The sequence below is a fragment of the Variovorax sp. Soil_C_26 genome (assembly GCF_057657075.1).
The window spans coordinates 29,951-51,199 of record NZ_JBDGJC010000009.1; the positions used below are offsets into that span (position 1 = coordinate 29,951).

Here is a 21,249-nt window from a genome sequence, read left to right on the forward strand (position 1 = left end):
GCGATGTTGTTGTCGTGGCGGCCGTCGGGGTTCACGGAAAGGTACAGCTGCATGGATGCCCTCCTGCTCGCGCGGATCCAGTTCGGTTTCACGATCTCGTTCCACATCATCTTTCCGGCGCTCACCATCGGGCTGGCCAGCTACCTGGCGGTGCTCGAGGCGTTGTGGCTGCGCACCAAGCGCGAGGTCTACATCGACCTCTACCAGTTCTGGATCAAGGTCTTCGCCGTGGCCTTCGGCATGGGCGTGGTGTCGGGGCTGGTGATGGCCTACCAGTTCGGCACCAACTGGAGCAACTTCTCGCGCTTTGCAGGCGGCGTCACCGGGCCGCTGCTCGCCTACGAGGTGCTCACGGCCTTCTTCCTCGAAGCGGGCTTCCTCGGCGTGATGCTGTTCGGGCGCGAGCGCGTGGGGCCGGCGCTGCACTTCGTCTCCACGCTCGCGGTGGCGGTCGGCACGCTGGTCTCCGCGACCTGGATCCTGGCCTCCAACAGCTGGATGCACACGCCCCAGGGCCACGAGATCATCGACGGGCGCGTGGTGCCGGTCGACTGGTTCATGGTGATCTTCAATCCCTCGTTCCCGTACCGGCTCGCGCACACGGTGGTCGCCTCGTACATCGCGACCGCGCTCATGGTGGCGGGCGCCGCGGCCTGGCACCTGCTGCGCGGCAACGACAACACGCGCGTGCGCACCATGCTGTCGATGGCGCTGTGGATGCTGCTCGCCGCGGCGCCACTGCAGGCGGTCATCGGCGACCAGCATGGGCTCAACACGCTCGAGTACCAGCCCGCCAAGCTGGCCGCCATCGAGGGGCATTGGGAGCGCACGCCCGAAGGCGAGGGCGTGCCGCTGATCCTCTTCGGCTGGCCCGACATGGCGGCCGAGACCACGCGCTACGCGATCGAGATACCGCGCGCGGGCAGCCTGCTGCTCGCGCACAGCTGGGACGGGCAGATTCCCGCGCTGAAAGACTTCGCGCCCGAGGACCGGCCCAACTCCACCATCGTGTTCTGGACCTTCCGCGTCATGGTCGGCCTGGGCGTGCTGATGATCGCGCTCGCGTTCTGGGGCCTCTGGCTGCGGCGCGGCGCGCGCGTCTATGCAAAGCGGGGCTTCCTTCGCTTCGCGCTCGCGCTGTCGCCGGCCGGGCTGGTGGCGATCCTCGCGGGCTGGTACACGACCGAGATCGGGCGTCAGCCCTGGATCGTCTACGGCCTGATGCGCACGGCCGATGCGGTGTCGCCGCAGCATTCGACGGCGCAGGTCGGCTTCACGCTGCTGCTGTTCGTGGTCGTCTACTTCGTGGTGTTCGGCGCGGGCACGGCCTACGGCCTGCGGCTGATCGCCAAGGGCCCCGCCGGCGACGAGGCCGAGCGACCGCCGCGCGGCGGACCGGGCGCACCGCGCACCCCCGCGCGACCGCTGTCGGCCGCAGCCGAGGAAGAAGACCACGCCGCCGCCAGCGCGGCGCACCACACCGAGGACGGCCGCCATGGGCATTGATCTCCCCCTCATCTGGGCCGTCATCATCCTGTTCGGCATCATGATGTACGTCGTGATGGACGGCTTCGACCTCGGCATCGGCATCCTCTTTCCGTTCCTGCCCGCCAAGGAAGACCGCGACGTTCTGATGAACACCGTGGCGCCGGTCTGGGACGGCAACGAGACCTGGCTCGTGCTCGGCGGCGCGGGGCTGCTGGCGGCCTTTCCGCTCGCGTACGCGGTGATCCTCAGCGCCTTCTACCTGCCGCTGATCCTGATGCTCGTCGGGCTGGTGTTCCGCGGCGTGGCCTTCGAGTTCCGCTTCAAGGCGCGCCCCGGGCGGCGGCGCTGGTGGGACCATGCCTTCATCGGCGGCTCGGTCACCGCGGCCTTCTTCCAGGGCGTGACGCTCGGCGCCTTCCTCGACGGGCTGCCGGTGGTCGACGGCAACTATGCGGGCGGTCCGTTCGATTGGGTCTCGCCGTTCTCGTTCTTCACCGGCGCCGCGCTGGTGGCGGCCTATGCGCTGCTCGGCGCGACCTGGCTCGTGATGAAGACCGAGGGCCGGCTGCAGACGCGCATGCGCACGCTCGCGCGGCCGCTGGCCTGGCTCATGCTGGCCGTGATCGTCGCGATCAGCATCTGGACCCCGCTCGCGCACGAGGCGATCGCGGCGCGCTGGTTCAGCTTTCCGAACCTGCTGTGGTTCGCGCCGGTGCCGACGCTGGTGGCGCTCGTCACATGGCAGTTGCTGCGCACACTGCGTGGCGAGGGCCATGCGGCGCCGTTCGTGCTCACGCTGGCGCTGCTGTTCCTCGGCTACACCGGGCTCGGCATCAGCCTGTGGCCCAACGTGATCCCGCCCGACATCAGCATCTGGCAGGCCGCGGGCCCACCGCAGAGCCTGGGCTTCGCATTGGTCGGCGCCTTGCTGATCATTCCCGTGATCCTGATGTACACCGCGTGGAGCTATTGGGTGTTCCGCGGCAAGGTGCGCCACGGCGATGGCTACCACTGAGCGCCGCTGGCTGCGCCGCTTCGGTTGGCTGTTCGCGATCTGGCTCGCGAGCGTGGGCAGCCTCGCGCTCGTCGCGCTGGCCTTTCGCTGGGTGATGCGCGCCGTCGGGTTGACGGCGTAGCCGCCTAGCCGGAGTGAGCTGGCGCGGTGCGGCGACGGATCTCGCTCTGCAGTGCGCGCTGTCCCGCGGCGAGCGCGGCTTCGTAGGTGTCCGCGGGATCGAAGGCGTCGCGGAGCACCCGGGGGTTGCCTCCGTTCGCATCCGTTTCGAGCAGGCGCCAGACATAGGAACCGACAGCCGGCTCCTCGACGATGAGTTCGATGGGCTGTGTCATGGCGTCAACATGCACCGAACGGCGCCCCCTGTCTGTAGGCCGGGTTCGACGGCTGCGTGCGCGGTCACCCTGGACGCCTCGCACCGCGCAGGCGCAGCGCGTTCGCGATCACCGAGGCCGAACTCAGGCTCATCGCAAGCGCCGCCACCATCGGTGACAGAAGCCAGCCCGTGAACGGAAACAGCACGCCCGCGGCCAGCGGAATGCCGAGCGCGTTGTAGAGGAACGCGAAGCCGAGGTTCTGCTTCATGTTGGCGATGGTCTGCTCCGAGATGCTGCGCGCCTCGGCGATGCCGCGCAGGTCGCCCTTGACCAGCGTGACCTGGGCGCTGTTCATCGCCACGTCGGTGCCGGTGCCCATGGCCACGCCGACGTCGGCCCGGGCGAGCGCGGGCGCATCGTTGATGCCGTCGCCCGCCATCGCGACGATGCGTCCCTCGCGCTGCAGCCGCTCGACCAGCGCCAGCTTGTCGGCCGGCTTGACTTCGCCGTGCACCTCGCCGATGCCCAGCTTCGACGCCACCGCGCGCGCCGTGGTGAGCCCGTCGCCGGTGGCCATGATCACGCGCAGCCCCGAGGCCTGCAGCGCCGCGAGCGCCTCCGCGGTGGTGGCCTTGACCGGGTCGGACACCGCGAGCAGGCCGGCGAGGCGATCGTCGACCGCGAGGAACATCACGCTCGCGCCTTCGCGGCGCAGCGTTTCGGCCTGCGGCTCGAGCGCATCGACCGCCACCCCCAGCCGGTCCATCAGCGCCGTGTTGCCGAGCGCGAGCCGGCGGCCCTCGACGCTGCCGCTCACGCCGATGCCGCTTTCGGAATCGAAGCCGTCGGGCGCGGTGAGCCGCAGGCCGCGCTCGCGCGCCGCCGCCACGATGGCATGCGCAAGCGGATGCTCGCTGCCCTGGTCGAGGCTGGCCGCGAGGTGCAGCACCTCGTCGTCGCCGAAGCCGGCAGCCGCCGCCGTGCGTTCGAAGCGCGGCCGGCCTTCGGTCAGCGTGCCGGTCTTGTCGACGATGAGCACATCGACCCGGCGGAAGTTCTCGATCGCGGCCGCGTCGCGGAACAGCACGCCACGGGTGGCCGCCTTGCCCGTGGCCACCATGATCGACATCGGCGTGGCCAGGCCGAGCGCGCAGGGGCAGGCGATGATGAGCACCGCCACCGCATTGATGAGCCCGTGGGTCCAGCTCGGCGCCGGCCCGAGGAAGCCCCAGGCGAAGAAGGTCGCCACCGCGATGCCGATCACGGCCATCACGAACCAGCCCGCCACGTGGTCGGCCATGCGCTGCATTGGCGCGCGCGAGCGCTGGGCCTGCGCCACCATCTGCACGATGCCCGCGAGCACCGTCTGCGAGCCGACCTTTTCCGTCTGCATCACGAGCGCGCCGTGGGTGTTGAGCGTGGCGCCGATGAGCTTGTCGCCGGCGCGCTTGCCCACCGGCAGCGGTTCGCCGGTCAGCATCGATTCGTCGACCGCGCTCTCGCCCTCGACCACCACGCCGTCCACCGGCACCTTCTCGCCGGGGCGAACGCGCAGGCGGTCGCCGACATGCACATGCGCGATCGGGATGTCTTCCTCGGTGCCGTCGGCACCGATGCGCCGCGCCGTACGGGGTGCGAGCCCGAGCAGCGACTTGATTGCGGCCGAGGTCTGCGAGCGCGCCTTGAGTTCGAGGATCTGGCCCAGCAGCGTGAGCGAGACGATCACCGCCGCTGCCTCGAAGTACACCGCCACACGGCCCATCGACATGAACGACGCGGGAAACACCTGCGGCGCCATCGTGGCCACCACGCTGTAGGCGAAGGCCGCAGCGGTACCCAGGCCGATGAGCGTCCACATGTTGGGGCTGCGGTGCGCCACCGACTGCGCGGCCCGCACGAAGAAGGGCCAACCCGCCCACAGCACGATCGGCACCGAGAGCACCAGCTCGATCCAGCTCTGCGTGGCCATGTCGAACCACTGCAGGCGGTGCCCGGCCATCGCGAGCACCGCCACCGCGACCGTGAGCGGCAGCGTCCAGAAGAAGCGGCGCTGGAAGTCGCGCAGTTCCGGGTCGCCCTTGCCGTCGCCGTCCTCGTCCAGGCTCGGCATCTCGGGTTCGAGCGTCATGCCGCACTTTGGGCAGTTGCCCGGGTGATCCTGGCGGACCTCGGGGTGCATGGGGCAGGTGTAGACCGTCCCCTCGGCCGCGGCCTCGGCCGGCGCTTCGCGGTGTGCCTGCGGGCCGTGGTGGCGATGATCGTGGTGGTGCGTACCGTTCATTCGAGTGCTCCTGCTGCGGAAGAACGCCAGTCTCCACCTTGACATGGTGTGAATGTCAAGCGCCCGAAGGGCCTCCGCGCGAGGTCCGCAGCGCGCGTGCGCTACACTCCGCGCCGCTTGCAGCCGTGTCCAGCGCTGCGCCGTCATTGGCAACATGACGAGAACAAACCAAAGGAAATTTCAAGTGAACCGTATCGAACTGGTCGAAAAGATCGCCACCGCCCACAACGTCAGCAAGGCAGAAGCCGCCCGCATCCTGGAGACCGTCACCGGTTCCATCATCGCCGCCGTGAAGAAGGGCGACCCCGTGCAGCTCATCGGCTTCGGCACCTTCAAGCAAGTGGCCCGTGCCGCACGCACCGGCTTCAACCCGCAAGCCGGCGCCAAGATCAAGATCGCCGCGCAAAAGGTGCCGAAGTTCGTGCCGGGCGCTGCCTTCAAGGCCGCGATCGACCCGAAGGCTGCGAAGCGCAAGGCCGAGAAGGCTGCGGCCAAGCCCGTCGCCAAGAAGGCCGCACCGGCCAAGAAGGCTGTCGCACCGGCCAAGAAGGCTGCCGCGCCCGCCAAGAAGGCCAAGAAGTAATTGGCACGAACGCAGCCGCTGCTGGCTGCGCGCCAAAGAAAACGGCCCCTCGGGGCCGTTTTCTTTTTTTGGCCGCGCCTCAGCCGAGGCTGGACATGCGCGCGAGGATCAGGTCGTGCAGCGTCTGCGCCGCCACCGACAGGCTGCCTTCGCGGCGCTGCACGAGGTAGATGGTCCGCGTCAGGCCGGGCAGCGGCAGCGGCCGGGTCACGAGCGTGTCGCGCCGGAAGTGGAACAGCGTGAGCGCAGGCACCACGCTGATGCCGATGCCGGCCTCCACCAGGCCCATGACGGTGGCCAGGTGCTCGACCTCGAACACCGCGTTGAGCCTGAGCGGATGCAGCGCGGCATCGAGCGACTGGCGCACGCTGCTGTTGCGTGCCATCTGGATGAAGGGCCACGGCGCCAGCTGCCTGGCGGTGAGCCGCGACACCGTGGCGAGCGGATGGTCCTTGCGGCACACCAGGTGGAAGCGGTCGTCGCAGAGCTTGCGCCCGCGCAGGTCGCTCGCCGCGGCCGCGCCGGCACCGGTGGCGGCGAGCGCGAAGTCGGCCTGGTGGTTGCGCAATTGGGCGATGCAGGCGTCCGACAGCGCATCGTGCAACTCGACCGTGATGCCCGGCCAGGCCTGCATGAACTCCGACAGCACGGCCGGCAGCCAGCCCGCCGCGAGCGAGGGCAGGGCCGCGATGCTCACGCGGCCCTTGCGCCGCTCGGCATGGTCGGCCAGGTCGCCGATCGCGCCCTGCATGTCGTCGAGCAACCGGCGCGCCGAGGGCTCGAACAGGCGGCCCTCGGGCGTGAGCTGCACGCTGCGGGTGTCGCGGTCGAACAGGCGCGCGCCCAGGGTTTGCTCGAGCGTGCGGATCAGGGCGCTGAACGCAGGCTGCGACAGATGGCAGGTCTGCGCCGCGCGCGTGAAGTTGCGCTGATCGGCCAGCGCCATGAAGGCGCGCAGCTGGCGGGAAGAAAGGTCGGGCGCGGACATCGGCGTGCGTGCGTGCGGGGATCGGAAGGGGGGCGGTGCGCAACGGAAATTCAGGCCTGTCGATGGTAGGCCCGTGCCCTGGACGCAACATGCATTTGTGCATGCCGACCGCCGCTGGCGGAAAATCGGTGATTCTGTAAAAAAATTGTGACTTGAAGCACTTTTCGGCATCATGATCCGGGCGATGAAGTCCGGCGCAGCACCTCTGGCCTGGCGGCATACCCTCGGGGTGCATGTTGCCGCTCTCTTTCTGGCTATCGCGGCGACGAGCAGCGGGGCGCAGCCGTCTGCGCCCGCGCCTGTGCCGGCATCCGCGTCCGCCCCTGTGCGGCTGCGCATCGTCGGCGGCTTGGGCGGCCTGAACCAGTACACGCGCCACGAGGCGCGCTTCTGGAACGAGGACCTGCGGCGGCTGAGCAACGGCAAATACGACGCGTCCATCGTTGCGTTCAACCAGGCCGGCGTCCCGGGGCAGGAGATGCTCAATCTCATCCGGATCGGTGTGATCCCGTTCGGCACCGCGCTGCTGAGTCAGGTCAGCAACGAGTACCCCGAACTGGGCGCACCCGACATCGCGGGCCTGAATCCCGACATGGGCACGCTGCGCCGGGTCGTCGCTGCTTTCCGGCCGTACCTCGAACGCACGCTGCGCGAACGGCACGGCGTCGAGTTGCTGGCCGTGTACGCCTATCCGGCCCAGGTGATCTTCTGCAGGCAGCCCGTGAAGCAGCTGTCCGACCTGGCGGGACGGCGCGTGCGCGTCTCGGGCAACACCCAGGCCGACTTCGTCCGCGCGCTCGGTGCGGTGCCGGTGTTCACCGAATTCACCGAGGTCATCGCCAACATCCAGTCGGAGAACACCCAGTGCGCCATCACGGGCGCGATGTCAGGCAATGCGCTGGGGCTGCACAAGGTGACCCAGTCGCTCTACACCATGCCCCTCAGCTGGGGCATCGCGGTGTTCGGCGCCAACGCCGATGCATGGAGCACGCTGCCGCCCGAGCTGCAGGCGCTGCTGCGGCGAGAACTGCCGAAGCTCGAGGCGGAAGTCTGGCGCGAGTCGGAGCGCGACACCGGCCACGGCATCGCCTGCAACACGGGCGCGGACGCCTGCACCTCGGGCAGCAAGGGGGCGATGGTCGAGGCCCGCCCGTCGGCCGAGGACGACAAGCGTCGGCGCGAGATCTTTGCCGGCACCGTGCTGCCGAAATGGCTGCAGCGCTGTGGCGGGACCTGCGTCGAGGTCTGGCAGCAGACCATCGGCCCCCTGGTCGGCATCAAGGCGCCAGTCGGCCAGTGAACAAGCCGCTGCCCAGCCGCATCACCAGTTTCGTCGTCGGCGTGGCGGGGCTGTTCCTCACGGCCGTCGTAGCGGTGGCGGGCTTCATGACCTGGCAGCTGCGCGAAAGGGCGATCGGCGAGGCAGAGGCGCATGCGGTGCAGTTCATCAACGCCTCGGAAGCGGCGCTCAATCGCGGGCTGCTCGGGGTGGACGTGCTGCTCGCGGGATTCGGGCAGTTCCTGCGCAAGTCGAATGAGGCCACCGTGGCGCGCGACATCGCCCAGCCGGAAACTGCGCAGCTGATCGAGAACGTGGTGCGCCAGAGCCTGCTGGTGCGGTACGTCGCTTTTCTGACGCCGGAGGGCTCGGTGGTGGGTTCGTCCGACCGCCGGGGCGCGGGGTTGACCGTGCATCTGCCGGAGCGCTTTCTGAAGGAGATCCTAGACCGGCCCGGCTCGATGCTCGCCATCAGCACGCCCACGGTGAGCCCGACGACCTCGCAGCAGGTGCTGTTCTTTGCGCGCGTGCTTCGCCTGGACGACGGCAGCAGGCTGGTCGCGGTGGCCGAGGTGCAGGTCTCCATGCTCACCACCGTGCTTGCGCAGGGCGCCAGCATCCGGGGGCTCGAGGTCACGCTGGAGCGCGAGGGCGGCCGGCTGCTCGCCAGTATTCCGCCGCGCGACGACCTGGCCGGCCGGACCCTGATGCCGATCCTCACCGAGCAGGCGAGCGACGGGCACCCCCGGCGCATGATGTCGCGGCTCGGCGGCAAGCCGGCCATCGTGGCGGCGCGGCCCGGGCTCTACCGGAACCTGGTGATCGTCGCGAGCATTCCGATCGATGCGGCGCTCGAAGGCTGGCGCCGGGAGCGCAACGTGATCATGAGCGCGGCGATGGCCTTTGCGCTGCTGATCCTCGGCATCGGCTATTTCGCCATGACGCAGCTGCGGCGCCAGTGGCGCGCCCGCACGGAACTGGTGCGCTCCAAGGCCACGCTCGACCAGGCCCTGGAATCGATGGTGGACGGCTTCGTGCTGCTCGACCCGCAGGACCGCGTCGTCACCTGGAATCGCCGTTTCGTCGACTACTTCCCGTGGGTCGAGCCCCTGCTCGCGCCGCTCGTGCCATTCGAACGCCTCGACGAGGAGAACGCCCGCCACCTGCTCGCGCAGAACGATCAGGAGCTCACGATGCTCAACGGCCAGGTGATTCTTGAGGTGAAGAGCCCCACGCCCGACGGCGGCATGGTGTGCGTCTACCGCGACGTCACCGAGAAGAAGCGCCACGTCGCCGACATCCTCGAGGGCAAGGCGCAGCTGCAGGCCACGCTCGACGCGCTGCCCGACGTGCTGCTCGAAGCCGGGATCGACGGGCGCTGCTATCGCTTCCATTCGCCGCGCCGCCCCAAGCCGTCGATCAAGGTGCGCGAGCCGGTGGGCAAGCTGTTGTCGGACCTGCTGCCGAAGAATGCCGCCGCCGAAGTGATGGTGGCGCTGCGCGATGCCTTCGAAACCGGCTTCTCGTCGGGGCGGCAGTTCGAGAACCGCGCGGCACGCGGCACCACCTGGTTCGAGATTTCGGTCTCGCGCAAGCTGATCGGCGAGGGCGCCGCCGCGCGTTTCATCGTCATCCTGCGCGACATCACCGAGGCCAAGCTGGCCGCACGCGAGATAGAGCACCTGGCCTTCTACGACATTCTCACCGGCCTGCCCAACCGCCGGTTGCTGCTGCACAGGCTGCAGTCCACGGTCGACGCGAACGTCCGGCGGTCGCGCCATGGTGCGCTGCTGTTCCTCGACCTGGACGACTTCAAGACGCTCAACGATGCGCTCGGCCACGCCACCGGCGATGCGCTGCTCAAGCAGGTGGCCGTGCGGCTGCAGGACTGCCTGAGCGAAGGCGGCACGGTCGCGCGGCTCGGCGGCGACGAGTTCGTGGTGCTGCTCGAGAACCTGAGCGACGATGGCGCCGTGGCGGCCATGCAGGCCAATGCGGTCGGCGAGGCCGTGCTCGCGAGCATCAACCGCATGTTCCAGCTCGACGACCACCAGTACCACAGCACCTGCAGCATCGGCGCCGTGGTCTTCAGCGGCGCGAGCCAGTCGCTCGAAGACCTGCTCAAGCAGGCCGACATCGCGATGTACTACGCCAAGTCCGCGGGCGGCAATGCGCTGCGCTTCTTCGAGACGGCGATGCAGACGGCAATCACCGCGCGCGCGACGCTCGAGAGCGAGCTGCATGCAGCCATCGAGGGCGAGCAGTTCGTGCTGCACTACCAGAGCCAGGTCGCGGCCGACGGCCGCATCGTGGGCGCCGAGGTGCTGATCCGCTGGGAGCATCCGGCACGCGGCCTGGTGCAGCCCGGCGGGTTCATCGAACTCGCGGAGGAGACCGGCCTCATCGTGCCGATCGGCATGTGGGTGCTCGAGACCGCCTGCAGGCAGCTCGAGTGCTGGCGCCACGACCCCAAGCGCAGCCACCTGCGGCTCGCGGTGAACGTGAGCGCGCGCCAGTTCCGCACCGACGATTTCGTCGACCGCGTGCGCGACGTGCTGCACCGCACCGGCGCCGACCCGACGCGGCTGGAGCTCGAGCTCACCGAGACCCTGCTGCAGGAGAAGGTGGCCGACACCATCGAGAAGATGCAGGCGCTCGCGGCGCTGGGCGTGCGCTTCTCGATGGACGACTTTGGCACCGGCTATTCGTCGCTCTCGTACATGACGCAGCTGCCGCTCAACCAGATCAAGATCGACAAGTTCTTCGTGCAGAAGGTCGGCGTCGACCCGAAGGTGCAGATGATCATCCAGGCCATCATCGGCATGGCGCGCAACCTCGACCTCGAGATCGTCGCGGAAGGCGTCGAGACCGAGGCGCAGTTTGCGTTCCTTCAGGCTGCGCATGTCGAGATGTTGTGCCAGGGCTACCTGTTCAGCAGGCCGGTGCCGCTCGCGCAGTTCGAAGCGCTGCTCGACGTCGAGATGGCGGGCTGAAGGCCGCCGCCCCAGCACATCGGAGCCCCGACCATGCCCGCCCGCCGCTTCCACCTGCCCCGGCTCAGCCTGCGCGCGCGCATGTCGGCGGGCGTGGCGGCGTTCGTCTTCCTCACGGCGGTGGGGGTCACCGCGGCGGCGCTGTACCTGGTCAAGCGCAGCATGCAGGCTGCCATCGTCGACGAGGAGTTCGAGCGCATCTCGCAGATCGCCGATGCAGTGGACCAGAAGTTCCGCGCCCGGCGCACCCTGCTGAAGACCTTCGGCGACAGCATCGAGACCCACCGCCTCCAGGGCGCCGCAGGGCTGCAGGATCTCCTCGTGCAGCACAGGGCGCTGAAGGAGGCCTTCGACAACATCGCGATCGCCGACCGCGCGGGGGAGATCGTGGCCAACTTCAACGGCGCGCAACAGATCGGCAAGGCCAACGTCGCCGACCGCGAGTACTTCGAGCGCACCGTGGCGACCAAGGCCGGCGTGATCTCGAAGCCCTTTCGCAACCGCATCAGCGGCCTGCCGCAGATCGCGATGACCGAGCCCGTGCTCGACGCGGCGGGCGAGGTGGCCTTCGTCATCTCGGCCTTCGTCAACCTCAGCGCGACGAACTTCCTCGGCGAGCTCGCGAACGTGCGCTTCGGCGGCAGCGGCTACATGTTCATCACGAGCCTCGACGGCATCGTCATCGACGACCCCGACGAGTCCCGGCTCCTGCAGCATGCGGTGGACGGCGGCGCCAACAGCGAGGCGCTCGGGCGCGCGCTCGCGGGCTTCGAGGGCACCTTCGAGGCGCCCGACCGCGGCGGTACACCCGGGCTCTATGCCTTCAAGCGCATCCGCGAGACCGACTGGGTGCTCGGCGCGATGTATCCGCGCGAGGAGGCGTTCTCTCGCATTGCGCAGGTCGAGCGCTTCGCCTGGCTCGGCACCTTCCTGCTGACGCTGCTGGCCGGCGGTTTCGCGTTCGCCGCCTCGCGCGCGCAGCTTGCGCCTCTCGCGCGGCTGCGCCAGCACATGCAGGTCTCGCGCACCGCCGACGACTACGCGCCGATGAAGGACGCGCCGCCGAAGGACGAGGTCGGCGACCTGTCGCGCACCTTCGACCTGCTGATGCAGGAGCGCCAGGCCTCGCAGCAGAAGCTGGCCGAGAGCGAGCGCTTCCTGCGCGACGTGACCGACCACCTGCCGGCGGTGGTGGCCTACTTCGACCGCGATGACCGCTGCCTGTTCGCCAATGCGGCCGGGCTCGCGATGCGCGGCCGCACGCACGCCGACATCGGCCGCATGACGATGCGCGATGCGCTGCCCGACGCGGTCTACCGCCAGCTCGAGCCGCAGATCGCGAAAGTGCTCCAGGGCACCCCGTCGCGCACCGAGGGCACCTACGAGCGGCGTGGCAGGGAGGGCTTCTTCGAATGCCACCTGGTGCCCGACCTGCGCGACGGCGGCGAACTCGCCGGCTACTACGTGATGACCTTCGACGTCACGCAACGCAAGCTGGCCGAGATGCGCAGCGCCGAAAGCGAGCGGCGCCTGCGCGGCCTCACCGACGGCGTTCCGGCGCTGCTGACCGAAGTCGACCGCGACGAGCGCGTGGTGTTCTGCAACGGCAGGTACCGGACCTGGCTCGGCGTGGAGCCCGACGCGCAGGTGGGCCGCCCCTTGCGCGATGCGCTCGGCGAGGCGCAGTACCTGCAGCGCAAGCCGTTCCTAGCACGCGCCTTCGCGGGCGAGGTGGTGAGCTTCGAGCAGCCCGCCAGCCTGCTGATCGGCGAGCGCATCCTGCAGACCACCTACCTGCCGCACATGGACGCCGAAGGCGCGGTGGTCGGCCTGTACATCCTGGCCAACGACGTGACCGAACTCAAGCGCCAGCAGATGCAGCTCGACGCACTGGCGCGCGAGGATGCGCTCACGGCGCTGCCGAACCGCCGCTCGTTCGAGGAGCACCTGCGCGATGCCATTGCGCGCTCGCGGCGCTCGGGGCTGCCGGTCTGCCTGCTGTTCCTCGACGTCGACTACTTCAAGACCATCAACGATTCGCTGGGCCATGCAGCCGGCGACGCGGTGCTGAAGGAGTTCGGCCGGCGACTGCGCCAGAGCGTGCGCGAGACCGACATGGCGGCGCGCTATGCGGGCGACGAGTTCGTGATTCTGCTCGAGGCGGTATCCGATCCGGCCGACGGGCCACTCGTGGCGGGCAAGGTGCTGGCGGCGATGCGGCCGGCGTTCGAGCTGCCGAGCCGAAGCCTGCAGGTCACGACCAGCATCGGCATCGCGGTGTCGGAGCCCGAGGAAGACTTCGTCTCGCTGCTGGCGCGCGCCGACACGGCGCTGTATGTGGCCAAGAAAGAAGGGCGCAACCGCTTCATGCTGGCCGCGCCCCGGTCGCCTTCGCCCGACGGCACCCCACGGTGGCCGCGCCAGGAGTCGACGGGCGCATGAAGCGCGTGGAGAGCGATTTGCGCCTTGTCCTACGCCGAAAGCATCGGTGCCTGCCTAAATTGACGCCACCGTTGCACGATGGCGAGCAGGATGCCTGTCGCCCCGACGCACGGACCCTGGAGGAGAAAGCGCAATGACGGATTTCGGCGGCGGGAGTGCCCCCTTGAGCCAACGCACTCTGACCGACGCCGACTTCCGGCTGATGGTCGATACGGTCGTCGACTATGCCATCGCCGTGCTGGACCCCGGCGGCATCGTCATCAGCTGGAACGACGGCGCCCGCCTGCTTAACGGCTACGAGGCGCCCGAGGTGCTCGGACGCCATTTCTCGCTCATCTACCCGAGCGAGATGCTCGACCAGAATCTGCCCGAGCAAGAACTCGAGACCGCGCGCGAGGCCGGCCGCGTCGAGCAGGAAGGCTGGCGCCTGCGCAAGGACGGCACGCGCTTCTGGGCCAGCGTCGTCATCACGCGCATGAACGGCCGCAACGGCGAGGTGCGCGGCTTCTCGTTGATCTGCCGCGACCTGAGCGAGCGCCGCCGGCAGGACGAGATGCTGCGCCTGAGCGAGGAGCGCTTTCGGCTGCTGGTGGAGGGCGTGAAGGACTATGCGATCTTCATGCTCGACCCGGGCGGCCACGTGGTGAGCTGGAACCTCGGCGCGCAGAAGAACAAGGGCTACGAGGCCGGGGAGATCATCGGCCAGCATTTCTCGAAGTTCTATCCGCCCGAAGTCGCTGCCACCGGTTGGCCCGAACTCGAATTGCGAAATGCGCTGCGCGACGGCCGCTTCGAGGACGAGGGCTGGCGCGTGCGCAAGGACGGCAGCCGCTTCTGGGCCAGCGTGGTGATCACCGCGCTGCACGACGCGAGCGGCCGGCATCGCGGCTTCGCCAAGGTCACGCGCGACCTGACCGAGCGGCGCCGCGTGACCGCGCTCGAGGATGAAGGGCGGCGCGTCACGAACTTTCTCGCGATGCTCGGGCACGAACTGCGCAACCCGCTCGCGCCGATCTCGAACGCGCTCGAACTGCTCAAGCGCGAGAAGACCGAATCGGCCGTGGTGCTCCACACCCGCGACATCATCGGGCGGCAGCTGCGCCAGATGACCCGCCTCGTCGACGACCTGCTCGACGTGGGGCGCATCACCAGCGGCAAGGTCCATCTCGAAAGCAAGCCGATCCGGCTGCGCGACGCTGTCGCGCAGGCCATCGAGGCGGTTCGGCCACTGATCACGAGCAAGTCGCAGACCCTGCATCCTCCTCTGGGCGACGCCGACCCGTGGATCGCCGGCGACAGCGCGCGCGTCATCCAGATCGTGAGCAACCTGATCCACAACGCGGCCAAGTTCACCCAGGGCGGCGGCAACATCCATGTGTCGCTGACCCAGGCCGGGAGCGATGCCGACCTCAGCGTGCGCGACGACGGCCCGGGCATCCAGCCCAAGGACCTGCAGCGCATCTTCGACCTGTTCGTGCAGGGCGAGCAGGACATGGCCCGGTCGCAGGGCGGCCTGGGCCTGGGGCTCAGCCTGGTGCAGCAGCTGGTCACGCTGCACGGCGGGCGCGTCAGCGCGTTCAGCACCGGCCGGGCCGGCGAGGGCAGCGAGTTCGTGGTGCAGTTCCCCGCCACGCCCGCTCCGGCGACCACGCTCGAATCCGAGCCGCGGCCCGTGGGCGAGCAGCGGGTGCTGGTGGTGGACGACAACAAGGACGCCGCGGAGACCATGGCGCTGCTGCTGGAGGCACTGGGCTACCGGTCGAGCATCGCGCACGATGGGCTCAGCGCCATCGAAGCGGTGAAGGCGCAGGACCCCGACGTGGTGCTGCTGGACATCGGCCTGCCCGACCTGAGCGGCCATGAAGTGGCGCGGCGGCTGCGCGCCGAGCTGGTCAATCCGCCGGCGCTGATCGCGATCACCGGCTATGGGCAGGCGAGCGACCGCGACACCAGCCTCGAGGTGGGCTTCAAGGCCCACATGACGAAGCCGGTCGACGTCGACCGGCTTTCGGCGCTGCTCGAGCGCCTGCTGGCGCCCAAGGCAGGCGGCGCGGGCGGGTAGCCGGGCTCAGCCCGCGTGCGGCGGCTCGACCGGCAGTGCGCGCTTGTGTGCGCTCTTGCGGTGCGTGGCCAGGATGATGTCGCGCGCCGCGGCCGCCACGGGCTTGCCTTCGAGGAAATCGTCGATCTGCTCGTAGCTGACGCCGAAAGCGTCTTCGTCGGGCTTCTGCGGCACCAGCGATTCGAGGTCGGCCGTGGGCACCTTGAAGACCAGTTCCTGCGGCGCACCGAGCTGCTGCGCGAGCGCGCGCACGCGGCGCTTGTTGAGCCCGCTGAGCGGCGTCACGTCGGCCGCGCCGTCGCCGAACTTGGTGAAGAAGCCCATCAGCGCCTCGGCCGCGTGGTCGGTGCCGACGACGATGCCGTCGTGCGCGCCGGCCACCGCGAACTGCGCGATCATGCGCTGGCGTGCCTTGATGTTGCCGAGCACGAAGTCCTCGTGCCCGGGGTCGCGGAACCCGAGCTCGCCGGCCTTCACCGCCGCGAGCATGGCGTCGGCCGCGGGCCGGATGTCGACCGTGAGCGTGCGGTCGGGCGCGATCACCGCGAGCGAGCGCTGCGCCTCGGCTTCGTCCTTCTGCACGCCGTAGGGCAGGCGCATCGCGATGAACGTGGCCGCATGGCCCTCGGTGCGCAGGCGCTCGACCGCGCGCTGTGCGAGGCAGCCCGCGACCAGCGAATCGACGCCGCCGCTGATGCCGAGCACCAGCGCCTTCAGGCCCGTGCCGCGCAGGTAGTCGGCCAGAAACGTCACGCGCCGCTCGACTTCGGCCGCGGCATCGAACACCGGCGCCACGTTCAGCGCCGCGATGATCTCGCGCTGCCTGGCGTCCACGGCAGCAAGTTCGCCATCACTCATGATCTGCTCCTTCGTCTGTGTGCAAGCGATTAGAAATCCACCAGGCTCAGGCCGATGCTCAGCACGGTGCGCCGGCGGTTGTAGTCCACCAGCGTATCGCCGTAGCCGTGGAACAGCTGCGTGTGGAAGCGCAGGTTGCTCTTGGTCGGGTCGCCGATGGCCTTGAGCCATTCGAGCCGCACCGAGCCGCGGCCGCTGTCGCGCAGGTTGTGGCGCACGGTGATGCCGAGCGTGTTGTCGCGGTCGAGGTTCCAGCGGCCCGTGACCTCGGCGCGGCCGATGTAGCTCGAGATGTCGGGGTTGTCGTCCTTCTCGGCACCCTCGGAGAGACGCTGCCAGATGCGTCCCGTGATGTTGAAGCGGTCGCCGAGCTCGGCGCCGCCCATCAGGTAGACGCGGTTCCAGCTGCGCGACAGCGGCAGGCTCTGGCCGTTCGACTGGTGCACCAGGCCCACGCCCGCATAGCGCCAGCGCCAGCCGCCGGGCAAGGCGAAGTCGAGCGGGTACACGTACATCAGCTCGGGTTCGTGGTCGGTGGTGCGGAACGGGCGCGAGAGCTCGCCGTTGAAGAGCTGCCAGGTCGACTGCTGCGAGTAGGCGAACCACAGCGAGTCCTTCCGGGCCGGGTCGTTCTGCGTGAGCAGGCCCTGCGCGAGCTTGGTGCGCACCGACAGGCCGATGCGCATCTCGTGGGCCTGGTAGGCCACGGGCGTGCCGGTGTGGCCTTCGGACGGCGAGGTGGGCACGTCGGGCTTGCTGGTGGCGGCCGAGGCGGACACGTTGAGCGGGCGGTAGCCGCGGAACACGAAGGTGCCGCAATCGCTGCCGGTCTCGAGCTCCCAGAAGCGCGACAGGATCGAGTACTGGCGGTCGCGGCAGCCCTCGCTGGTGGCGACCGAGACCACGCGCGTCGCGGGCATCGAGGCATCCACCGGGGTTCCCGGCTGGGTGCTGGCCAGCACCGGCGGTGCCACCGGCACCGACACCGCCGGCAGCGTCTGCTGCTGCGCCCAGCGGTCGAAGCAGGCCAGGCGCGCCTCGTTGTTGGTGCCGAGCGCGGTGCACTGCTGCCAGGTCAGCTGCGCATCGGCGAGCGGGCTCGCCGGCTTGTCGACGGCCTGCGCGCCGGCAAGCGTTGCCGCGAAGAGGCCGGGCACCAGCAGCAGGCCGGCGGTGAAGGGGGGGCGGTGGCGATGGGGGAGGGGTTTCATTTTTTCTCTGCGGTCCGTTCCGTCTTGGTGAGCGTGAAGGGATGGGTGCTGTCGTCGTCGGCGTTGCGCCATGTGCCGGTGAACTCGCGGCCGCACGAGGCTGGCCGGAGCGTGCCCGACCAGACGCCCGTGATGCGCCGGCCGTCGCGCGATTCGTCGATCGCGAGCGTGCCTTCGTCGTCGACGTCGCCCGCGAGCTGGGCCACCGAGGCGTCGGCGCGCGTGACGGTGCCGCGCACGCCGGCGTATTCGGGATGGCGGTCGAGCCGCACCGAGGCCGTGCCGGCCTGGCCGTCGAAGCGGGCCTGCCAGTCGCCGTAGAGGGCGTCGACCGGCATTTCGCGCGCGGTCGCGGGGCAGCCGGGCGGCGCACCTGGCGCGGCGCAGCCCGCTGCGAGTGCGGCCGCAGCCAGCAGCGCAAGCATCCGCTGCGGCTTCATGGCGCGGCGGCAGCGGCCGCGGCGGCCGCTGCGCTGTCCTGGGCCTTGCGCGCGAACTCGGCGCGCAGTGCCTTGAGCTTCTCGCGCGGGTCCTCGCGCGTGGTGGCCTTGTCCAGGCCCATCTCGGCGATGAAGCGGCTCGGCACGCAGGGCACCATCTCGCGGCCCTGCTTGCGCTTCTTGGTCCAGCTTACCGCCAGGCTGCGCTGCGCGCGCGTGATGCCCACGTACATGAGGCGGCGCTCTTCCTGCAGCCGCTGCAGTGTCTCGTCGCTGACCTTCAGCTGGCGGCCGTTGTCGTCCTCGAGCTTGAACGGCAGCAGCCCCTCGGTCACGCCGATCAGCATCACGTGCGGCCATTCGAGGCCCTTGGAGGCGTGCAGCGTCGAGAGCGTGACCACGTTCTGGTCCTGCTCGCGCTCGCTGATGGTCGACAGCAGCGAGATGGTCTGCGCCACCTCGAGCAGGCTCTTGCGCTCGGTCTCGATGTTGCTGTCGGCGCCCGAGGTGTCGTCGATCGTGCCGCCCGCACGCAGCGACATCCAGTCGACGAACTCCATCACGTTGGTCCAGCGCGCGGCCGCGGCCTGCTCGCTGTCTTCGCCGTCGTAGAGGTGCTGCTCGTAGCCGATCTCCTTGAGCCACTCGAGCATGAAGGTGCGCGAGTCCTCGGCGCCCATGGTGCGGCGCGCGCGGTATTCGAGGTCGTTGATGTAGCGGCCGAACTCGTGCAGGCCATCGAGCGCGCGCTTGGGCACCACGCTCGGCAGCGACGGGCTGAACAGCGCCGCGAACAGGCTCAGCTTGTACTGGCTCGCGAATGTGCCCAGGCTCGCGAGCGTGGTGTGGCCGATGCCGCGCTTGGGCGTGGTGATGGCGCGCAGGAACGCCGGGTCGTCGTCGTTGTTGACCCAGAGGCGGAACCAGCCGCAGAGGTCCTTGATCTCGGCGCGGTCGAAGAAGCTCTGGCCGCCCGAGACCTTGTAGGGGATCTGCGCGCGGCGCAGCGCCTGTTCGAGCACGCGTGCCTGGTGGTTGGCGCGGTAGAGGATCGCGAAGTCGCGGAACTCCTTGTACTGCTTGCCCTGCGTGGTCGCATCGCCCGCGCGCAGGCTCACGATGCGTGCCACCGCGCGCTCGGCCTCGTGCGCCTCGGAGTCGGCATCGACGATGCGCACCGGCTCGCCTTCGCCGAGCTCGGAGAACAGCGTCTTCGGGAACAGCTTCGGGTTCGGGCCGATCACGTTGTTGGCCGCGCGCAGGATCGCGCTGGTCGAGCGGTAGTTCTGTTCGAGCTTGATGACCTTGAGCGTCGGGTAGTCGACCGGCAGCCGGCGCAGGTTGTCGAGCGTGGCACCGCGCCAGCCGTAGATCGACTGGTCGTCGTCGCCCACCGCGGTGAAGCGGCCGCGCTCGCCGGCCAGCGCCTTGAGCACTTCGTACTGCGTGGCGTTGGTGTCCTGGTATTCGTCCACCAGGATGTGGCCCAGCGCGGCCTGCCACTTGGCGCGCACTTCATCGAAGTCGCGCAGGAGCTTGAGCGGCATGCCGATCAGGTCGTCGAAGTCGACGCTCTGGTAGGCCGTGAGCCGCTCTTCGTAGCGCCCCATGATGCGCGCGGTGATGCGCTCGTTGTCGTCGGCCGCGGCGGCCTCGGCCTGGGCCGCGGTCAGGCCCATGTTCTTCCACTTGCTGATGGTCCATTGCCAGATGCGTGCGGTGGCCGCATCGGTGGTGCCGCCCGCATCCTTGAGGATCTTCGTCACGTCGTCGCTGTCGAGGATGCTGAACGCCGGCTTCAGCCCGAGCACGGCGCCGTCTTCGCGCATCATGCGCACGCCGAGCGCGTGGAAGGTGCAGATCACCACCTTCCGCGCGTCGCGCCCGATCAGCTCCTTGGCGCGCTCGCGCATTTCGCTCGCAGCCTTGTTCGTGAAGGTGATGGCCGCGATGCGCTTGGGTTCGAGCCCGGCCTGGATCAGCCGCCCGATCTTGTGCGTGATCACGCGCGTCTTGCCCGAGCCCGCCCCCGCCAGCACGAGGCAGGGGCCGTGCATGTAGTTGACAGCTTCTTGTTGGGCGAGGTTGAGACCGGAGGACATGGAGCGTGGGAACCGACGAAAGGCCGCAACGGGAATGGCGGCGCGAAAGCGGGCAATGATACGGGCCGGCGCCATCCGCCACAGCGTCCGGAGTTCACCATGCGGGACGCGGCGACAATCGCCTCCGTGCTGCAGATCTTTCTCGTTACCTTTCCTTTCTTCGCCCTGATCGCGGCAGGCTATGGCGCCGCCCGAGCAAGAATCCTGCCGCTGGACGCGATTCCAGGCCTCAACACCTTCGTGCTGTATTTCGCCCTGCCGTGCATGCTGCTGCGCTTCGGCGCGGACACCCCGATCGGGCAATTGCTCGACGGCAGTGTGGCACTGGTCTGGGGCGTGAGCGCGCTGGCGGTGGTGGCCGGCGTGGTGCTCTTCACCCGCAACACCCGCATCGGCTGGAACGACGCCTCCTTCGGCGCGCTGGTCGCGGCCTTTCCCAACACCGGCTTCATGGGCGTGCCGCTGCTGGTGGCGCTGCTCGGCGCCCAGGCCGCGGGCCCGATGATCATCACCATCGCCTTCGACCTGGTCGTGACCTCGTCGCTGTGCATCGCGCTCTCGCGCCTGGACGGCGCCGGTGCCGGGCACCACGGACCCCGGCAGGCGGCGCGGCAGGCGCTGCGCGGGGTGCTGGTCAATCCGATGCCATGGTCGATCCTGCTCGGCGTGCTGCTGTCGGCCGCGGAGTGGCGCCTGCCGGGGCCGGTCGACCGCACCGTGGCCATGCTGGCGGATGCGGCGTCGCCGGTGGCGCTCTTCACCATCGGCGCGGTGCTGGCGCGCTCGGCGCTGCTGGCGCGCGAGCATGGCGCGAGCGCGGCCGTGGCGGCGGCCATGGGCACGCGGTCCGCGCCGCGGGCCGAGGCGCCGCTGGCCGATGTGGCGCCGGTGGTGCTGGTCAAGCTGATCGTGCACCCAGTGCTGGTCTGGCTGGTCGCGCAGGGCGCCGTCGCGCTCGGGTTGCCGCTCTCGCAGCCGGCGCTGATGGTGATCGTGCTCGTGGCGGCGCTGCCGAGCGCGAGCAACGTGTCGATGCTGGCCGAGCGCTTCGGCGCCGACAACGGCCGCATCGCGCGGATCATTCTCTGGACGACGGTCGCCACCTTCTTCAGCTTTCCGCTCGCGGTGAGCCTGCTGCGCTGAGCCGCCCCGCGCCGCCGCGTCGGCCATTCGGCCGGGCTGTTGTTACC

The 21,249-nt window shown here is 69.4% G+C and carries 16 protein-coding genes; 9 read left to right on the plus strand and 7 right to left on the minus strand.

From position 1 onward, the window contains the following. The first annotated feature begins 51 nt into the window (after nucleotides 1–51). From AC3A6G_RS22345 to AC3A6G_RS22355, 3 genes are read left to right on the plus strand one after another with little or no spacing between them, the layout of a single operon-like run. Complete coding sequence (locus tag AC3A6G_RS22345; RefSeq protein ID WP_487861868.1) at nucleotides 52–1,506, plus strand: cytochrome ubiquinol oxidase subunit I; 1,455 nt, start codon at nucleotides 52–54, stop codon at nucleotides 1,504–1,506. Beyond that, on the plus strand, nucleotides 1,496–2,503 hold the full coding sequence (gene cydB / locus AC3A6G_RS22350; protein ID WP_487861867.1) for a cytochrome d ubiquinol oxidase subunit II: 1,008 nt from the start codon (nucleotides 1,496–1,498) through the stop codon (nucleotides 2,501–2,503). Before AC3A6G_RS22345 ends, cydB begins: the two co-directional genes overlap by 11 nt. Then, nucleotides 2,490–2,624, plus strand: coding sequence for a DUF2474 domain-containing protein (locus tag AC3A6G_RS22355; RefSeq protein WP_487861866.1), 135 nt, complete (start codon nucleotides 2,490–2,492; stop codon nucleotides 2,622–2,624). The genes cydB and AC3A6G_RS22355 overlap by 14 nt, the downstream gene beginning before the upstream one ends. 4 nt (nucleotides 2,625–2,628) lie before the next feature. Here the strand turns inward: AC3A6G_RS22355 and AC3A6G_RS22360 are convergent, their stop codons facing one another. Together AC3A6G_RS22360 and AC3A6G_RS22365 are read right to left on the minus strand one after the other, a co-directional pair. Then, nucleotides 2,629–2,838, minus strand: a complete 210-nt coding sequence (locus AC3A6G_RS22360) for a hypothetical protein (RefSeq protein ID WP_487861865.1) — start codon at nucleotides 2,836–2,838, stop codon at nucleotides 2,629–2,631. A gap of 64 nt (nucleotides 2,839–2,902) precedes the next feature. Beyond that, nucleotides 2,903–5,101 (minus strand): copper-transporting P-type ATPase, encoded by a 2,199-nt coding sequence (locus tag AC3A6G_RS22365; RefSeq protein ID WP_487874579.1) that lies wholly within the window; start codon nucleotides 5,099–5,101, stop codon nucleotides 2,903–2,905. 184 nt (nucleotides 5,102–5,285) lie between these two features. Between AC3A6G_RS22365 and AC3A6G_RS22370 the strand changes: the two genes are divergently transcribed. Then, nucleotides 5,286–5,684: an HU family DNA-binding protein gene (locus tag AC3A6G_RS22370; RefSeq protein ID WP_487861863.1), complete on the plus strand. Its 399-nt coding sequence runs from the start codon at nucleotides 5,286–5,288 to the stop codon at nucleotides 5,682–5,684. Between the two features lie 79 nt (nucleotides 5,685–5,763). Here AC3A6G_RS22370 and AC3A6G_RS22375 read toward each other — a convergent pair whose 3' ends face one another. Beyond that, nucleotides 5,764–6,672 carry a LysR family transcriptional regulator gene (locus tag AC3A6G_RS22375; RefSeq protein ID WP_487874580.1) on the minus strand — a complete coding sequence of 303 codons (909 nt, stop codon included), beginning with the start codon at nucleotides 6,670–6,672 and terminating at the stop codon, nucleotides 5,764–5,766. Between the two features lie 184 nt (nucleotides 6,673–6,856). On the opposite strand from AC3A6G_RS22375, the gene AC3A6G_RS22380 reads away from it, so the two are divergent. The 4 genes from AC3A6G_RS22380 (at nucleotide 6,857) to AC3A6G_RS22395 (ending at nucleotide 15,448) form a co-directional block, all read left to right on the plus strand. Then, a complete protein-coding gene (locus AC3A6G_RS22380) occupies nucleotides 6,857–7,972 on the plus strand; it encodes a TRAP transporter substrate-binding protein (protein ID WP_487861861.1) in 1,116 nt (371 codons plus the stop codon). Next, the gene (locus tag AC3A6G_RS22385; protein WP_487874581.1) at nucleotides 7,969–10,944 is read left to right on the plus strand and encodes a bifunctional diguanylate cyclase/phosphodiesterase; all 2,976 of its coding nucleotides are present in this window, start codon (nucleotides 7,969–7,971) and stop codon (nucleotides 10,942–10,944) included. Before AC3A6G_RS22380 ends, AC3A6G_RS22385 begins: the two co-directional genes overlap by 4 nt. Before the next feature lie 33 nt (nucleotides 10,945–10,977). Continuing rightward, nucleotides 10,978–13,386: a diguanylate cyclase domain-containing protein gene (locus AC3A6G_RS22390; protein WP_487874582.1), complete on the plus strand. Its 2,409-nt coding sequence runs from the start codon at nucleotides 10,978–10,980 to the stop codon at nucleotides 13,384–13,386. A 133-nt stretch (nucleotides 13,387–13,519) separates the two neighbouring features. Further along, nucleotides 13,520–15,448, plus strand: coding sequence for a hybrid sensor histidine kinase/response regulator (locus tag AC3A6G_RS22395; RefSeq protein ID WP_487874583.1), 1,929 nt, complete (start codon nucleotides 13,520–13,522; stop codon nucleotides 15,446–15,448). A 6-nt stretch (nucleotides 15,449–15,454) separates the two neighbouring features. Here the strand turns inward: AC3A6G_RS22395 and nadE are convergent, their stop codons facing one another. The 4 genes from nadE to AC3A6G_RS22415 are packed head-to-tail and all read right to left on the minus strand — an operon-like array spanning nucleotide 15,455 to nucleotide 20,059. Then, nucleotides 15,455–16,306 (minus strand): NAD(+) synthase, encoded by an 852-nt coding sequence (nadE, locus tag AC3A6G_RS22400; protein ID WP_487874584.1) that lies wholly within the window; start codon nucleotides 16,304–16,306, stop codon nucleotides 15,455–15,457. Nucleotides 16,307–16,335: 29 nt separating this feature from the next. Next, complete coding sequence (locus tag AC3A6G_RS22405) at nucleotides 16,336–17,517, minus strand: phospholipase A (RefSeq protein ID WP_487861856.1); 1,182 nt, start codon at nucleotides 17,515–17,517, stop codon at nucleotides 16,336–16,338. Further along, a complete protein-coding gene (locus AC3A6G_RS22410) occupies nucleotides 17,514–17,957 on the minus strand; it encodes a hypothetical protein (protein ID WP_487874585.1) in 444 nt (147 codons plus the stop codon). The genes AC3A6G_RS22405 and AC3A6G_RS22410 overlap by 4 nt, the downstream gene beginning before the upstream one ends. Continuing rightward, nucleotides 17,954–20,059 carry an ATP-dependent helicase gene (locus tag AC3A6G_RS22415; RefSeq protein ID WP_487861854.1) on the minus strand — a complete coding sequence of 702 codons (2,106 nt, stop codon included), beginning with the start codon at nucleotides 20,057–20,059 and terminating at the stop codon, nucleotides 17,954–17,956. The genes AC3A6G_RS22410 and AC3A6G_RS22415 overlap by 4 nt, the downstream gene beginning before the upstream one ends. Before the next feature lie 126 nt (nucleotides 20,060–20,185). Here AC3A6G_RS22415 and AC3A6G_RS22420 point away from each other — a divergent pair, with 126 nt between their 5' ends. Then, complete coding sequence (locus tag AC3A6G_RS22420; RefSeq protein ID WP_487874586.1) at nucleotides 20,186–21,202, plus strand: AEC family transporter; 1,017 nt, start codon at nucleotides 20,186–20,188, stop codon at nucleotides 21,200–21,202. Nucleotides 21,203–21,249: the final 47 nt, after the last annotated feature.

What these genes read in the sequence shown, in the direction of transcription:
- AC3A6G_RS22345 (WP_487861868.1), top strand. Translation starts at nt 52, where the DNA reads ATGGATGCCCTCCTGCTCGCGCGGATCCAGTTCGGTTTCACGATCTCG.
- cydB (WP_487861867.1), top strand. Translation starts at nt 1,496, where the DNA reads ATGGGCATTGATCTCCCCCTCATCTGGGCCGTCATCATCCTGTTCGGC.
- AC3A6G_RS22355 (WP_487861866.1), top strand. Translation starts at nt 2,490, where the DNA reads ATGGCTACCACTGAGCGCCGCTGGCTGCGCCGCTTCGGTTGGCTGTTC.
- AC3A6G_RS22360 (WP_487861865.1), bottom strand. Translation starts at nt 2,838, where the DNA reads ATGACACAGCCCATCGAACTCATCGTCGAGGAGCCGGCTGTCGGTTCC.
- AC3A6G_RS22365 (WP_487874579.1), bottom strand. Translation starts at nt 5,101, where the DNA reads ATGAACGGTACGCACCACCACGATCATCGCCACCACGGCCCGCAGGCA.
- AC3A6G_RS22375 (WP_487874580.1), bottom strand. Translation starts at nt 6,672, where the DNA reads ATGTCCGCGCCCGACCTTTCTTCCCGCCAGCTGCGCGCCTTCATGGCG.
- AC3A6G_RS22380 (WP_487861861.1), top strand. Translation starts at nt 6,857, where the DNA reads ATGAAGTCCGGCGCAGCACCTCTGGCCTGGCGGCATACCCTCGGGGTG.
- AC3A6G_RS22390 (WP_487874582.1), top strand. Translation starts at nt 10,978, where the DNA reads ATGCCCGCCCGCCGCTTCCACCTGCCCCGGCTCAGCCTGCGCGCGCGC.
- AC3A6G_RS22395 (WP_487874583.1), top strand. Translation starts at nt 13,520, where the DNA reads ATGACGGATTTCGGCGGCGGGAGTGCCCCCTTGAGCCAACGCACTCTG.
- nadE (WP_487874584.1), bottom strand. Translation starts at nt 16,306, where the DNA reads ATGAGTGATGGCGAACTTGCTGCCGTGGACGCCAGGCAGCGCGAGATC.
- AC3A6G_RS22405 (WP_487861856.1), bottom strand. Translation starts at nt 17,517, where the DNA reads ATGAAACCCCTCCCCCATCGCCACCGCCCCCCCTTCACCGCCGGCCTG.
- AC3A6G_RS22410 (WP_487874585.1), bottom strand. Translation starts at nt 17,957, where the DNA reads ATGAAGCCGCAGCGGATGCTTGCGCTGCTGGCTGCGGCCGCACTCGCA.
- AC3A6G_RS22415 (WP_487861854.1), bottom strand. Translation starts at nt 20,059, where the DNA reads ATGTCCTCCGGTCTCAACCTCGCCCAACAAGAAGCTGTCAACTACATG.